Source organism: Stappia stellulata DSM 5886 (assembly GCF_000423705.1).
GTDB lineage: Bacteria > Pseudomonadota > Alphaproteobacteria > Rhizobiales > Stappiaceae > Stappia > Stappia stellulata.
In genome coordinates this window covers 1-15,738 of the sequence record NZ_AUIM01000001.1, presented here as the reverse complement: position 1 = coordinate 15,738, position 15,738 = coordinate 1, and the positions used below count along the sequence as shown (strand labels likewise).

Annotated in this window: 12 protein-coding genes; 4 read left to right on the top strand and 8 right to left on the bottom strand. The window is 60.5% G+C overall.

What is annotated here, in order from left to right; genetic code table 11:
* The 8 genes from G572_RS0100065 to G572_RS0100030 form a co-directional block, all read right to left on the bottom strand.
* Nucleotides 1–268 (bottom strand): transposase (locus G572_RS0100065; protein WP_029056751.1); only part of this gene is annotated, 268 nt, incomplete at its 3' end.
* Nucleotides 269–847: 579 nt separating this feature from the next.
* Nucleotides 848–1,618 (bottom strand): SH3 domain-containing protein, encoded by a 771-nt coding sequence (locus G572_RS26810; RefSeq protein ID WP_425423405.1) that lies wholly within the window; start codon nt 1,616–1,618, stop codon nt 848–850.
* Between the two features lie 5 nt (nt 1,619–1,623).
* Nucleotides 1,624–2,622, bottom strand: a complete 999-nt coding sequence (locus G572_RS0100055) for a hypothetical protein (protein ID WP_156884422.1) — start codon at nt 2,620–2,622, stop codon at nt 1,624–1,626.
* A 94-nt stretch (nt 2,623–2,716) separates the two neighbouring features.
* Nucleotides 2,717–4,735 carry a vWA domain-containing protein gene (locus G572_RS0100050; RefSeq protein WP_084649799.1) on the bottom strand — a complete coding sequence of 673 codons (2,019 nt, stop codon included), beginning with the start codon at nt 4,733–4,735 and terminating at the stop codon, nt 2,717–2,719.
* 66 nt (nt 4,736–4,801) lie between these two features.
* A complete protein-coding gene (locus G572_RS0100045; protein ID WP_156884421.1) occupies nt 4,802–5,893 on the bottom strand; it encodes a hypothetical protein in 1,092 nt (363 codons plus the stop codon).
* 153 nt (nt 5,894–6,046) lie between these two features.
* Entirely contained in the window at nt 6,047–6,766 is a 720-nt protein-coding gene (locus tag G572_RS0100040; protein ID WP_156884420.1) for a hypothetical protein, read from the bottom strand.
* Between the two features lie 41 nt (nt 6,767–6,807).
* The gene (locus G572_RS0100035; RefSeq protein WP_029056745.1) at nt 6,808–9,324 is read right to left on the bottom strand and encodes a hypothetical protein; all 2,517 of its coding nucleotides are present in this window, start codon (nt 9,322–9,324) and stop codon (nt 6,808–6,810) included.
* A 12-nt stretch (nt 9,325–9,336) separates the two neighbouring features.
* On the bottom strand, nt 9,337–10,320 hold the full coding sequence (locus G572_RS0100030; protein WP_029056744.1) for a hypothetical protein: 984 nt from the start codon (nt 10,318–10,320) through the stop codon (nt 9,337–9,339).
* Between the two features lie 614 nt (nt 10,321–10,934).
* On the opposite strand from G572_RS0100030, the gene G572_RS0100020 reads away from it, so the two are divergent.
* From G572_RS0100020 to G572_RS0100005, 4 genes are all read left to right on the top strand, one after another.
* Nucleotides 10,935–11,411, top strand: coding sequence for a putative pterin-binding protein (locus tag G572_RS0100020; RefSeq protein WP_208978981.1), 477 nt, complete (start codon nt 10,935–10,937; stop codon nt 11,409–11,411).
* Nucleotides 11,408–13,180 (top strand): sensor histidine kinase, encoded by a 1,773-nt coding sequence (locus tag G572_RS0100015; protein ID WP_029056742.1) that lies wholly within the window; start codon nt 11,408–11,410, stop codon nt 13,178–13,180. The genes G572_RS0100020 and G572_RS0100015 overlap by 4 nt, the downstream gene beginning before the upstream one ends.
* Entirely contained in the window at nt 13,177–14,229 is a 1,053-nt protein-coding gene (locus tag G572_RS0100010; RefSeq protein WP_029056741.1) for a response regulator, read from the top strand. The genes G572_RS0100015 and G572_RS0100010 overlap by 4 nt, the downstream gene beginning before the upstream one ends.
* A gap of 196 nt (nt 14,230–14,425) precedes the next feature.
* Nucleotides 14,426–15,433, top strand: coding sequence for a hypothetical protein (locus G572_RS0100005; RefSeq protein ID WP_029056740.1), 1,008 nt, complete (start codon nt 14,426–14,428; stop codon nt 15,431–15,433).
* Nucleotides 15,434–15,738 lie beyond the last annotated feature (305 nt).

Below are 15,738 nucleotides of genomic sequence, written 5' to 3'. Positions count from 1 at the left end.
CCTTCACCTCGTCCGCGGTAGCAGCACGGGCTGTATCGCCAGCAAGCCTGCGCTTGCCGGCTTCCACGAACTCCTTGGACCAGGTGTAATACAGGCTCTGTGCGATCCCTTCACGGCGGCACAACTCGGCAACGGAGTCATCACCGCGCAGCCCGTCGAGCACGATCCTGATCTTGTCTTCAGCGGAAAAATGCCGACGGGTCTTGCGGCGGATGTCCTTTACCACCCGCTCGGCAGGTGATTTTGCGTTGGAGGATTTGGGCTTCATCTTCGTTCCTTCGTCACTACGACGAAGCCCAAACCCTCCTTAAATCACAACCTCAAATCTGTGCCATAGGCGCTGACGGGGAACATGCGGCGAATAGGGCGTGAAACGACAAATTATGGCCGCTTCTCTGGCCCGAAGCCATTCGACATGACAGCGATAGCACCGAATGCCCGACCAGATTGGATAGTAAGCCGACATTCGTTGCGGCCACCTCTAGGGTCAGCTGTGCGGGACTTTGCAGTCATTCAAAGTTCTTCAAGTGCATGTGCAGAATACCCAGCCGCGCGCTCTCGGCTGCAGCATCAAACGTACCCCGCCACAGCGCGGATCGCGGAACCGGACATTCTGGGCGCCGACGGCGAAAATCTCTAACGACCGTTCGTGACACTCAGTTGCGGTGACGCCGGTACGGAGAAAACCGCCTTTGCAGACCCTTGTGACGCTATTCTGAACAGCGTCGCGGCTGGCCAGATACGATGGCTTCCCGCTGTATTCTCCAGTGCCATGTCACGCAGCGCGCTGCCTGCGATGGTTCCGCCTCCGTCAGGATATTGCCCAACGCACGGCCAACGCCCAAGTTTAATCCCGCGCACACGAGAAGGCCCGGAGCTGGGCGGAGATGATCTTACTCGTGCTGGAGCGGACATCGAAGTCAACTCTCATCGTGCGTCCCAGTCGGTCATCACGGGAGATGCTCCTCCGCTCGACTGCCACGATACGCTTTGCGTGGAGACTGTTCTCAGTTTGATAGGAGATCGCGCCTCGGCAGACGATCAGGATGCGGTCCATACGATCAGGATCATATTCCTCACGGGATAGCTGGACGCGAACGCTAGCGACACAATTCCGTATACCACTGTTGCCAAACAGCGGCCTTCCACAGTCGAAGTCGAGCTTGCTGATCCGAAGCGGTCCGGCCCGAGGACGGGATGGGGGGGACGGCGCGGGTTTGCGGATGTGCCCGCCAGACCCAGGGTGCCGGCGCCCCGCGACACTTTCCGCGTTCCTGCCCAGAAAATGCGTCGATAGCCAACCTTCTGCCGGCTTCCCGGCATTCTGAACAAAGACCCGCGCCCATACCCCCTTTCGCTCAAGAATACTGACGACCGTTTTACGGGGAATGGTACGAATGACGGATGAGCCTGTATCCGGTCCCGCGCGCAGATTCAGCGCTTGAGTATCAACAAACGCGTACGTGCCGACTTCCTGCGCATTGGCCAGAAGGCCGCCCGAAGCCAACGATACGCAAGCTGCGAGTACTGCGGCACCCCCCCGTGCGGAGGTCGCTCGTCTCCCGGATTTGTTCAGTCTTTTCGCCGAGAGTGGCACCCTGAACCTCCTTATCGCCATGGGGATCATGGACACAATGCACCCTCGGACGGGAACTGCGGACCGCGCTGGCATTCCGGAACCATTGAATGGTATGCGGTAAGCGTCTGCGCGTTTGCGCCCGACGGCATGATGATCAGCCGCCGCCAGATTGCGGAGATCGAGTCGTCCATCAGCCCGTCTCGGCGCAGACTCGCATCCAGGACAGAGTCCTGCGCGAGGTTGATCTCGATCACCGCCTCGAGGAAGGGATCAGGCAAAGCTGGCGGCTCGCGGTATCGTCCTGCTTCGCCGAAATCGCTGTCGCGTGTCAGTTCGTCGATGGCGGCCGCGGGGGTCAGAAGGCCCGAACGAACGACCTGAAAGGGAACTGGATCGGGGCTTAGCGGCGCTTCTTCCGCCGGCCCCCATGGGGCGGCGCTCTCAAGTTCCATGAGGGGTGAGAGGCAGGGGCTATCCAGGCAGGTCATGGTCTTCGCCTGGGCTTCCGACAACTCGGTTCGGCCGGCGGCCATGATGTCAGACCGGGCCCCCTGCACCGGTCTGGTGACCAGACGCCAGGACACATGCGGCCCGACGTCAAATGCTTCGAGAGGGCCTATGTGCTCCGCCCCGTGGGAATCGATTGTGTTCTGACGGATGGCCGATCCCAGGCTGAAGCGGTCGACCTGAATGAAGCTGAGAGGATAAGGAATGTTGTTCGGCTGATCGGGAAGATTCTCGATCCCATAGCTGATGCGATAGCGCACCCGATCACGCACGCCCTCGGCGGCTTCCAGCGCCATAACCGCCATGGTCAAGGGTCTGATCCGAGCGCTCGGCAAGAAGGGCGACGAATGCGAGCTATCTGGCTCCAACGTGGCAAGGACCTGGTCGAGTACTTGCAGTGGATCGCGCGTGTCGTATCCCTCCATGAAGCGGGCAGACAACTCTTTCAGTATGTCAGTACCGTCCGACTGCGCCGAGGCGGATGGTGCCGTCCCCGTCAGTAGAGCGGCCATGACGATAGGTGCGAGATGTCGCATGTTATCATTTTCTCCGTTCAGTCCGGCTGGGCCATTGGGAGGTGTCGAGAGGCTCCCGGTGGCGAGGATAGCTACGCAAAAGCCCGCCTCATCATCACTTTACCTCCACGATCGCGCGCCCAAGCACCACGCGTCCGGCAACATCCAGGAAGCGCACCTCGTAGAGCCCTTGCTCTTGTGGCATCGTGATGTCGACGGATTCTTCCGCGGCGACCTTGTGAACCGAAATCCAACTAAAATCCGGTTGATCCTTGCGGGCAAGTGCGATCCGTTGATCGGCGCTGTCGCTTTCTCCGGTCCAGGAGACCGCGATCGTGGCACCCGGCGCGGCGGTTTTCGGCACTGACAGGTACGCACCCTCGTCCAGCGGGGCATCGGCCCCGACCACCTCGAGCGGGGCCATTGCGACGGTCTTTTTGCCTTCGTTCAAAATATACCGTATCTCGTAGAGTCCCGGTTCCGCAGGGGCGGTCAGCTTCCCTTCGGTCTTGTCGCCCGTCCGGAGATAGATGTTCCGGGTGCCCTCATCGGCTCCGACCGGCACAATGGCGACCATGTCGGAGGACCCGATCGTTGCGGACCAGGAAATGTCCACATCGGTTTCTGCTCGGACGGCACCCGGCCCCGAAATGCCGATTTCGGCCTCGACCACCTCAATGGGCGCGGTCGCCAGCGTCTTCTTGCCCTCGTCGAGGATATAGCGCAACTCGTACAATCCCGGCTCGGCCGGGGCGATCAGGCGACCTTCGGTCTTGTCTTTGGTGCGCCGGTAGTTGTTGCGCGTTCCCTCGTCGGCCCCGACCGGCACGATGGCGACCATGTCGGAACCACTCACGGTCTGCGACCACGACACATCGAAAGCGGCGCCGGTTGTCGCCTGCGCGGGGCCGGTGAGTTCGATTTCGGCCTCGACCACCTCGATGGGCGCGGTCGCCAGCGTCTTCTTGCCCTCGTCGAGGATATAGCGCAGCTCGTACAACCCCGGTTCGGCCGGGGCGGTCAGGCGACCTTCGGTCTTGTCTTTGGTGCGCAGGTAGTTGTTGCGCGTTCCCTCGTCGGCCCCGACCGGCACGATGGCGACCATGTCGGAGCCCCCGACGGTCTGCGACCACGATACATCGAAGGCGGCGCCCGCTGTCGCTTGTTCGGGGCCGGAAATTTCGATCTCGGCCTTGATCACCTCGATCGGAACCGTCGCCAGCGTCTTTTTGCCCTCATCGAGGATATAGCGAAGCTCGTACAACCCCGGGTCGGCCGGGGCCGTCAAACTGCCTTCGCTGGCATCGCCGGTGCGCCGATAATTGTTGCGCGTGCCCTCGTCGGCCCCGATCGGCACGATGGCGACCATGTCGGAGTCGCTGATGGTCTGCGACCATGACACATCGAATGCGGCACCGGTCGTCACCTGTTCGGGACCGGTGAGGGTGACCTCAGGCGTTGCCGGTTCCGCCGGCTCGGGTTCAGGGGCGGTAGGCTCAGCATCCATGACGCTTCGGACTTCATCGAACGCGTCATAGAGTTCATCCGCGTTGCTGGCCGGAACAAACACGCCGCCGGTATTCTCGGCGATGCAGGACAGGCTTGCGTTTTCCTCCTCGTCGAGGTCGAAACCCACGACATGTACAGTGAATTTCACGCCCTGCCTGGCAAGCTGATCCGACAGCGCGCAAGGATCGGCGTTGCAGGTTTCCGCCCCGTCGGAGATCAACACGACAGTCGCCGGAGTGTCGCGATAGGAGAGCAGATCCGCCGCCTGCTGAACCGAGGCCGAAATCGGCGTTTTGCCGAGCGGGGTGATCGCATTGACGGTATTGATGAAACTTGTCCGGTCTACCGACCCGGGCGCGACCATGGTTTCGATATCGGTACAGTCGCCCTCCTGGCGATGGCCATATGCGATCAGCCCCAGATTGGTTTCAGCATCCCAGTCATCGACAAGATCGGCCATCACCTCGCGGGCGATTTCGATCTTGCTGGTCCCCTCGATCTGACCCCACATGGAACCTGAGGCATCATAGACGATAACGACGTCGTCCGCTGCCTGCACGGGCGCTGCGCCAGCCATGCCGCCGATCATTGCAACCATGACCAACCTTAATGCGGTCAGTTTCATCTTCCGGTCCTCCGTGCTCTGTTCTAGTGAGTGCTCTTGAACTGGACCCAATGGCCCATTTGGCCTTCACGGCAACCTGTACAGTCCCGTTACCGGCGCCCCGATGGCTTGATAGGCCTCATCTGCCGCGTCCGCACGTCCCTGACGCCCCCCGGTTTTTCCTTCGGCGTAATGGGCCTTCTTGAAATGATCGGTGCGCGCATCCAACACTCCGGCCTGAACATCGTTGATGCCGTCTTCCTCGACCGCGAGGAACTTGAACCGGAGGCGTCTCTCTGCCTCGGGCATTTCCGTCTCCGCCGCGTTTGGCGAGCAGAAATCCGTTGCAGCTTCGGGGGCGTCGACGCGAACCCGCCCAGTGGCTGAGCCTTCTGTCGTGACAGGCAGCAGGCGTCCCTCTGCGTCGAGCAGGACATTGACTTCGACAATGGTCGTGGTGTCGGGCGGAAAGACACGGCAGGTTTTGACGCCGGTTAGTTCGACCGGACAGCCCGGCTCTCCGGGTTGAATCTCGGTCACGCCCTCGTCCGACTGACGCGTTTTTGCCACGGAACGCAGGGCCGAGATGTAGCGCCCCGTCTGGTCGCTCGGCACGCCCAACTCGTCGGCGACGATACCGATAACTTCACTGCGCAGCACTGGATCGACGGTCAGCCGGTCGTCATAGGTCGGCGCATCCGCCGCGGCAGACGTGTTGCAGTCTCCGAAGTCGGGCAGGCGCCCATCTACAAGCGTCAATTCCCAAGTTCTGCTTTCGGGCGAACCTGGAGCGAAGAACTGTCCCGTGATGTGATCAGGCGCCAGGACATCGATGCGAACCGGCGCGTCCACAACATGAACCAATTCGTTGTCAATTATCGTATCCCCGCCCCATGTCCCGTCATAGCGTGCCGGATCGGCGACATCCCGGATGACGATGACCGGCTCTCCTTCTCCGTGGAATTCCAGAACTCGCCCGCATTCCTTCACGTCGACGCGCAGCGGCGCCGTGAGGACCGAGTCCGGCACACCGGAAATTTTGCCCGAAACCGCTGGTCTGGCAGTGCCCAAAGCAACGATATACTCGCCTTCGCAAACAGGCGCCGCTTCAGAAGCCTGGGACACCACCGGGGACGCGGCCAGTGTCACAAAAGTCCGGCGGACTATGGTCATCGTCATATTCTCTTTCCTGTCTTGCCGAAGTGCGAAGTCTTGTCGTGGGCGCGAGAGGCAAGGGCATTTGCGGGCAAGCGTTGAGCGGGCGGCGACGGCTACGCCAGCACTGGACGCTGCCCCCAATGCGACGTGTGACGGCGCGATCCCGTGCGCACGTCAATCGCTGGTCGAGGCACCTTTGCATTCGACGAGAACGGATTGAGCCACCTTCTTGGCGACGGCTTTGTTCTTCTCGTTATCGGCACTTACATCTACTTGTACGCTGAACTCGGTCGCTCCGGTCAGGACATCAAGCTCCTTGGTGCGGGTGTTCCACGCGGCGACATCACCGATATCGGTGACCGGCTCGAACATGATCCGCGCGGTGGCGGCACCCAGTATCTTGTTGGCGATCTTGCGTGTCTTTTCATCCTCGTCTTTCATGTTCTCGTTGATCGCAGCCGCGGCTTTCTCGCGCTCCTCTGCAGTCATGTTGTGATGGCCGCGCTGGAAACGTTTGACGGGGTCTTTCGAATCACGGTCGTAGTAATCCGAATCCGTGTAGGCCTTGATGCCGCCCAGTCTGATCATGTTCGGGATCGGGATTTCGATTTTCATGGTCGATCCGCTCATCGTTCGGGTGCGATCACCGGGCCAGGAGTAGGAAAGCTCGTTCAAGCGCTCCTTGTCATAGGCGACCTCCACCTCTTCGGGCGCGCCTTTCACATAGGGCACGATGAGCTCCATCGTAAGCAGTGTATCCAGCTCGCCAATGTGCTGTTGCAAGCAAGCCTCTGTAGCGGAGGATGTTGCTGCCTGCGCTGCATCCGATGGATAGCTACAGGCTGCAAAGCTTGCCGCAATGGCAAAGGGCGTGATGAAATTGCGATACGTCATGGATTGTTTCCTTGTCGTTGCATGTGGATCTCGTCAACTTTCTAAAAGTCGCTCAGATCGAGGTTATCGAGGGCGTCGTACAAGGCACCGTTCGAGCCGCCTGTCGTCTCGAAGATCGGTGCGCCGGGTCTTGTCGCGGCGGCCGCAGCGCCACCCTTCAGGCCGGCAGCGACACCGCTGATGGCCGGACCGCCAAACAAGCTGTCGTCGTCGTAGCCGTCGTCGGTTGAATGCACGTTGAAGTGCCCCACCACCTTGTCGCGGCCCAGCGGGGTGTCACACCGGCCGGAAGTCCGTTCACGGAGGACGTCAAACTCGAACGTCCCCGCAATTCGGCCTTGTTCGGCCGCTTCCAGCGTCAACCGGCCCTCTGTGCAGAGGACGGGCTCGCATCGGGCCCGCGCGGCGCGCTTTCGGACCTCCTGCTGCTCTTCGACCGTCATGGTGCAGGCAACCCAGCTTTCAAGCTCTTGATCGGAGTCCGTCTGAAACCCACGGCGGGCCGCGTCGAAAAATGCCTTTGGCAAAACCTCCACATTGAACACCGGTGCCTCATTCTTGGGGAAGAGATCCCTGTTGACCGCACCGGGCACGCTTTGTGGACCACCGTTGCTGCCCTTCAGCGTGGCCGAAAGCAGCATCTGGCACATCTCGCCCTCGTTCTGGCCCACGAACGTTGCCCGGATGTCCGTAATCTGCCGGGCGCGCGCTTTGGCGGCGGCGCGGTCCAATCCCGGTGCAGCGTCGGCGGCTTCAAGCGCGGCGCGCCCCTTTTCAAGCTCATTGCGCAACTGCACCGCCGTCCCGCCGTCCAGCACGCCCCCGCGCTCCGCCCTTTGGGTGATGATATCCAGTTTGTCCGCGACCCCCTCCATGCTGCGGGAAAAATCGGGCATCGCTCGCTCAAAGTCGCGGCCCCTCTCGTGGGGGGTGACGAGATCGAAGAGGGCCCGCGCTGTCGCGTCTCCGCTGCAGGACCATTGCTTTGGGCCGCGCACGGCAAAGCCCGGCGGGAGCTCGCCGGCAATGGCGCCGATATCGCCGGATGACAGCCCGCCGGTCACGTCGTCGCCGTAATAGCCTTCGACCTCCATGCGCAGGGAAAACTCAGTGTTTGCCGTCTTGGCGGCGTCCTCGGCGACATTGGCGACGCGGACGAGGTATTCGGCGACACCGCCCTCGGCCGGACCGATCTGCTCGACGTCCGTGTAGGGCGCGCTCGGGCCCATAGGTCGCTTGACGACAGTATCTTCGACGATGAGGTGCAGGTCATTTCGATCGGTCCCGTCCGGTGCGTCGAGGGTGAAACGCACCCTGTAGGGGATCGGGCTGGCACCCTGCGGAAGGTGAACACGCACGCGCCACGCACGCGCTGCGAGCGGTTCCAGCGGACCACCCGTGAGCGAGCTGGTCGTCTGGTGCAGGTCCGGCGCGCCGAGCGTGATTTCTTCGAGATGGCCGTAGAAGCGATCCTCGGTGAGATATTGCGCTACGAATTGTGGGTAGAGATCGTAAAGGCCGCCGCTATACGCCCGGATTGCGTTGTATTCTGCTGCTGCGGCCTTCAACCCGCTGTCGATATTGGCGATCCCGCCATTGCTCCAGGGGTTCGTCCCTTCGAAGATGTATCGGGTATAGCCGACCCTCTCGCCATCGGTGCGACCGATCATGTCACCGACAGCATACCAGAAGTACCATGTACCGTAGTCACAGAACCATGACACGGTCTCGAGTGCTGTCATCTCGGGGCGCTTTGCGCGTTCTATGTACGCGGCTGGCAGCGCGCCCACGTGAAGCGATTGATCGAACGTACGAACCCATGCGGCTCGATTCGATCCTTTGAACGGGTGGCCCCAGGAAACATCCTCCGTCCCTTCCAACCAGCGGATCTGGACCATCGCTGCCGTCCCCTCGACCAGCCAGCTGAGATCGGTATCCTGCAGACCCCGGGGGCTGGGGCATTGCGGGATTTCGGGTGCCACTCCCATGGCCGGGTCGAGCGACGGGCTCATCCTGACCTGAATCGCATGATAAAGCTCGTGGACGGCCGAGGCCTTCATCAACCTCCAGATCGGCGTATCGGCAGATAGCAACTTCGGGTTCGAGGTCAGCATCATCTCGCCATCCGGTTTGCGAGAGGAGCCTGTGCCATCCGGATCGCGCTTTAGACGGCCCAGATATGCCTCGCCCGGCCCTACGTTCAGGTCGTCATCCTCGGTTTTCTGGACTGGTTCCGGAAAGCCGAGGGACTGATACCAGATACTCGCCGCCTCCAGGGTGGTGCGGTGCGTCTCTGCCAGTTCGCCACGCTCGCCGAGTGGCGGGATGTGGGTGTCCCATTCCTCGTATTTCTTGTGTGGCTTTTCGATCTCTGCGTTCATCACCACCCACTCGGTTGTGGGCCATTGCGCCCAGGCCGGCGTGGCGAGCGTGACCACAAGCAGAACCAAGGACAGGAAGCACTGACTGAAGAGGCTAAAGAGCAAGACGAGGCGTGTGTTCATTTTAGTCTCGGTCACGATCTCGCAATGCTTGCCGTCCATCTCGGTGTCTAACATTGATCTGCCACCTTAGGCCGGGTTTGCCGCTGTGCGGGCGGCCTCCGGCACGCCATCCTCCCGCAAAGCCCGCTCTTTCAACTTGCGGAACTTGGCCGACAACTGCTCCAGCTGGGCCTCCCATTCGGGATCGGGCTGTTGTCCTTCTATCGTGCTGAAATAGACCTGCATCATGCAGGTGATCGCAAACGGCTCCAGCAGAGCGGCCTTAACGCTCCAGGCGAACAGCAGGGCGAAAACAACGCCGCCTGCGGCCCATGCTCCGGGCATCAGATAAACCACCATCGCCGCCGGGGTGAGCATGACCAGAAACACCAGAAAGCCCAGCCCATAGACAAACATCGCCAGCCAGGCCGCGTTCTTCAGCATTGTCTTGTAGTTCTGCCCGTAGAGCACCAGCGCCTCCTTGGCCGACATCCAGGCGTTGTCCGACCGGGTGCGGATCGCATAGGCAAGGATGACCTCGTCGATGAACCCGACCGCGACGCGCAGAAAGGCCGAAAGGATGCTTGCAATTTGCTGCGCTCCCGGTATCGGCAGAATGGTCAGAATTCCCCGTACCAGACCGGAAATTGCCTTGACGACCCCTTTGATCATCTGATCGACCGCAAACAGCACGCTGGCCTGCGGGAAACGCTCCTTGACCACGGCCGTCGCATGGGCGACCTGGCCACGCTCCTCCGGCATCGGTTTGCCGTCGATCATTTGGATCAGAACCGCGATATGACCGGCCTTGACGATATAGAGGATGTATTCCCGCATCCAGTACATGATCGCGCCGAAAATGCCGAACCCTGCAAAACCTCCCCACATCGTGGTGCTGGCCCGGAATTCCTCATCGCCAAAACCGCCTATGCCATACCCGACGCCGGCGCCGGCGCCAGTGACAAGGAGGTAACCGAGTGTAATTCCGAAATAGACGGCCATGCGCAGGAGAAGGAATGGCAGTGTGCGTGCCATCATCCCCAATGCGCTACCAAGGCTGAAATCCCACATCTTGATCGCCTCTCTGAAAAATTGCCGCTGACTGTATCGCTTATGTAAGGACTGTTACGTTTCGCATTTGCTGTTGCCATATTTCGCAGAGCAGGCACGCGCGGCACAGGACCTGATCTGCGGATTGCGCTGCCGGGACTTGATGTCGACCGTTTCAACGTCGGTGTAGGGGACCGAGACAGTTTCCATGACCTGTTGGCAACTCGTCTCCGAACCTGTCGTCGTGCAATTCGCCTCTCCTGTCGGGCGTTCCACACTGCGGTACCTGGTAACCACTTCCTGCCGGTCGACTGGTGGGATCTTGAGCATCCATTCGGCTTCGCACTGTGTTTTCGCGTCACGGTATTCGGGCGTTACGCAACCGACCAGAGCGATCGTCCCCAAGGCACATAAATACGGAATGACTCTCAGGACTATCGTCATACTTCTCATTCCGGTAATCTTCTGGCCGAGCTGGGTTGAACCTCGGGCTGCAGCGAGAGGTTTGCGTGATTGCTCCCGTCGCGACCCCGTTCGTTCGCACGGGGCAGCCAGATATTTTCCGCCATAGGTTGCTGCGGAATTGTATGTGTGTGTTGGTGACCTGTGATCAGGTAGAGAGCAGGAGGATGAGCATGCAGATACACGCCCATGCCGTGGTGAGCGGTCTGATGCTGCTTGGCACAATGGCCATGGCCGAGCAAACCGACATCATTCTGGACGTGACAGGCCAGATCGAGGATGGGCCCGCAGCGCTGGACCGCGAAGCGCTACAATCACTGCCTCCTGTCACGATCGAGACCACGACCGTCGTAACAGACAACGTTCATTCTTTTACCGGATTCCTGATGCGCGACCTTCTGGAAGACCTTGATGCGCAAGGGACTCACGTTGTCGCAACCGCCTTGAACGACTACGTGGTGGATATCCCGATGTCCGATTTCTATGACTACGGTGTGATCGTGGCCTATGAAATGAACGGTGTCGCTCTGACACGCGACGACAAGGGGCCGCTCTGGATCGTCTACCCCCGCGATGACCACAAGGAGCTACAAGACATCCGCTATGATTACCGCTGGGTCTGGCAGCTTGATCGCCTCGACGTTCGATGAAGCGCCTCCTCCGCTCGTTTCTGTGGTTGATCTTGCCGTCGGCAGCGGTCTTCGTTTTCGCGGTTTTATTGTTGCTCTCGCTCTACCGCATGTTCGACGTCCAGGGGGCGATGCGAACCGACGCGGAGCAGAACATGCTCTGGGTGCTACACCAGAGCCAAGTGGCCGCACTGCGCCTGATTGAGACAGTCGCGATGGCCGAGCTAGGCGAAGCAGGACCCGAGGAGCTTGCGCTGCGACGCGACCTCCTGATCGGCCGGTTCAACCTCCTAAACGACGGGCCGCAGCGTCGCTTTATCGAGCAAATCGGATATGGCGAGGAACTGGATCAACTCGCCGCCACCCTTGCTGCAATCGCGCCGATGATTGACGACTTCACGCTAGGTAAAGGCGCGCATCTTCGTGAAGCGCTTGCGCCGTTCCCGGCGTTCCTGGGCCGGGCTGCCAACAAGGCGATGGTCACGGAATGGAACGAACTGGGTGGGCGGTTGGAAGACTATCGCACGCAGCTAAACCAGAACATCCTTTCGTTGATCGGGGTCATGGTTGCCGGCGGCATTCTAGCGATCACGCTTGTCCTGTCGCTTCGTCAATCGCGCAAGCACAACTACATGCTGCGGCGCGAGCAGGATTTCTCGGGTCTGCTGATATCTTCCAGTGGGGAGGGCATTCTCGCGGTCGACAGGGACGCGCGCTGTTCGCTTTGGAACAGTGCGATGGCCACGATGGTGGGCGCGCCGGCAGAACATGCCGTGGGCCATCGGCTGTCGGAGATAGCCGGGTTCTTCGATGTAGAGCCGGTGCGGCAGGGCCTGGCCAACGCCCTGGCCGGGAAAACCTCACAACTGACTGTGCAGCCACTGTTCTCCCGGGATCATGACAGGCCGATCTATGTCGACCTAAGGTTCTTTCCGATGCGCCATGACGATGCCATCCTCGGAGCGATCCTGTTTATGTACGACGCATCAGACCGTCACGCGACTCAACAGAAAGATGCGGAGGATCGCGAGCGATTGGAAGAACTGGTGGCCGCGCGTACGCGTGATTTGGATAGCGCGCTGAAGCGGGAGAAGTCAGCGGCCGATCTCTATCGGAGTTTCGCCGCCATGGTCTCGCATCAGTTCCGGACGCCACTGGCGGTGGCGGATTCAGCCCTGCAACGGCTAATTCGGCGTGGCCCACGCGCCGACTCGAATGAAATGACCGAACGTGCCGCCCGCGCCCGCAGTGCGATCGCTGGCCTCACCCGGCTGGTAGACAGTACGCTGGCCGCAGCACGGCTGGACGCAGGGCAGATCGGCGCGCGACGGGAAGAATGCGACCTGAACGAAATCGTGCGGATAGTTTGCAATCGCTGGCGCAACGCTGCGCCCTACCGGCGTATTGAGACTCGGCCAACCGCCCCCGGGCAAGCTAATGTGATCTGCGATTCGGCCCATGTCGAACAGGTATTGGAAAACCTGCTGTCCAATGCCGACAAGTATGCCGCTACCCAAAGCGCCATATCAGTGACCCTGCACGGTGACGATGAGAGCATGTTTTGCGACGTGCATAACACCGGAGCCACCATCCCCCCGGAAGACCGGGAACGGATATTCGAGCGCAACTACCGCGGAGCGAATAGCGAAGGAGCTGCGGGGACCGGCCTCGGACTGTTCATGGCGCGCAGCTTGGCCAGGATGCAGGGAGGTGACGTCACTTTTCTGCCCGGTTGCGAAGACGTAACCTTTCGATTGACCCTGCTGCGGTTTCTGGAGCCGCAAGGGTGATCCGTCGGACCAGCCCCCCCCTCGTCCTCGTCGTCGAGGACGAACAAGCCCTGCGATGCGATATCGTCGAGGAGCTGCAAGATGCCGGATATCGGTGCGTGGCAGCAAGAGAAGGGCAGGAGGCGCTGGATCTTCTGGCCCACACTACGCCGGATCTGGTGTTGTGCGACATCACGATGCCCAGTTTGAATGGCTACGAGGTTCTGAGAAGGCTGCGCGGTGAGCGGCCTGAGTTGAGCACCATGCCCTTCGTTTTCCTCACCGCATTGTCCGAACCAAGTGAAGTCGTAGACGGTAAGCTTCAAGGTGCCGATGACTATCTCATCAAGCCTGTGGACTACGACCTGATGCTGGCGACCGTTACGGCGCGCCTGCGTCAGGTCGACCGCATGCGCAACCATCATGAACATGAAGTAACCACACTGCGCCGTGCGTTGGAGGGATTGACCAGCGGTGGGGCCGAGGCTGCGCTCGATCTTATCTCGCTCGGGATCATCATGCTGGATGGGCGTGGAAAGCCGGTTCATGTAAACCGCGCGGCCCGCGAGATGGGCACCGAACCTGGTTTTATCCGCACCAAGCGAGACACGATAAGTTCGCTCGATCCGCTGTCGGAGCGGGAGTTTCAAGGTGCCCTGGACGAGACATTGGGCAGCGCCAGAGCTGGGGTAGAGAAGATAGTTGGCGTGATGCTTCACCGACCGCAGGATGACATGTCCATACCGGCGCTCTTCTGCTCCCTTGCTCTGACAGGGAACATCCCGCCCGACCAGCCTCACATCGCCCTATTTCTCTCCGCGCCAGGCCGACGCAGCCGGGTCCCCGAAACATTGCTGATGGACCTGTTCGGCCTGACTCCGACGGAAGCGCGGGTGGCCGGCGCGCTGGCGTGCAGCACACGTACGACCAATATCGCAACTGAGCTGGGCGTGTCGCAGACGACCATCGCGTTCCACATGCGCAACCTGTTCCAGAAGACCGGCACCAATCGACAAGCAGATTTGGTCGCCCTGATCCTCGCAGGTCCGATGATGATACGGTCGGAATGAAATAGAGCAGTCTGGTTGGGCCCCGGGGTTTGGCCCCCGATGCGTCCAGGCGATCTGCCTCAACGTAGCCCTCCAGACACATCAAGTATCGCCATTCAGGCATTGCCGTACCCGTTCCGATAGAGGGGGAAGCACGTTCCAATTGCGTCTATCACCGCGTGGGGGCGGCAAATGCACCGACGACGGAGAGCGCTTCATGGACTTTGAAAAACCGGGAGTGGGAGCACGGCTTTCACAGCTGAGCTACTTGCTGAAGAACACGTTCACGATCATCGGCCGTGACAAGGACATCCTGTCGCCCATCATCCGGATGTGCGTCTACGCGGTCCTCGTGGTCGTGCTGTTTTTCGCCGGGATCGCCGCCATCGTTATCGGTCTGGGCGGGGCGGGCACCCTATTGCTCTTGGCTATGGTGGTCGTCTTCATCTACAAATTTTTCTACTATAACCACCAGGAGTTGCGGCTGAGCCGGCTGGTCTATGACACGGCATGCGGTCGGGACGCCTCGGTGCAGACCGCGCGCGAGGAACTCGCCGATCTGAAAGGCAGCGTCCGGATTCTCGGGCTGATCGACATGGCGGGTGCGTGGGTCGCTCTCCGGCGCGGAAACGGCGGACTTGTCACCCGCCTCATCCTCGGCGCGCTCATCGAGATCTGGGACCTCGTCAATCATTTCCTCCTTCCCGTATTCGCCATCGACAAGCTGAGTTTCCGCGAAGGCGGTGAACGCCTCTACACGCTGAAGAACCACGTCCCCGAGACGCTGGCCGGCGTCTTCGGGATCGACATCATGGGCGGGGTAGTACGCACCATTCTCGGCCCCCTGTACCTGATCGCGATCATACTCGGTATCGTTCTCGGCCTGGCGGCTGGGAGCATTATGCCGACGGCATTCTCCGCTGGCCCGCTGGGGGATCTGTTCAGTAGCATTCCGGACGGACTACCGTTTGACGAACAAACGCTGTTCAACTGGCTGCCGCTCTTCGTGCTGATCTTCTTCACGTTTGTCGGCAACGCGATCTTCGGGCGTTTGGTGACGGCGATCAAGGTCATCTACTTCACGCTGTTCTACACCCGCATCGCCCACGCGGATTCCCTCGCCCACGATATCCGCGAGGAACTTGACGGCTATCTGAACCTCAGCGATGGCGGCTCCACCTCGGCAGAGGTATCGCCCTCCGATCCGGCTACGGGACAAACGTAAATTGGGCCCATCCATCACGCAGGCAACGAACATGTCGCGAAAGTGGTGGGAGGTGGATGCCAGCGGTAGCCCCGTTTGAGGGGCGAATGAAGCATCAACATTGGCGGACAACTCGCAATCGGCCAACCGATGGCTGATTGTACCGATGGCGACAGTATATAGGAGATTATTTGTGCCACGTTTTTTCTTGCCCCGAGCTCTGGTCTTAACTGTTCCCCGTCAGCGCCTATGGCACAGATTTGAGGTTGTGATTTAAGGAGGGTTTGGGCTTCGTCGTAGTGACGAAGGAACGAAGATGAAGCCCA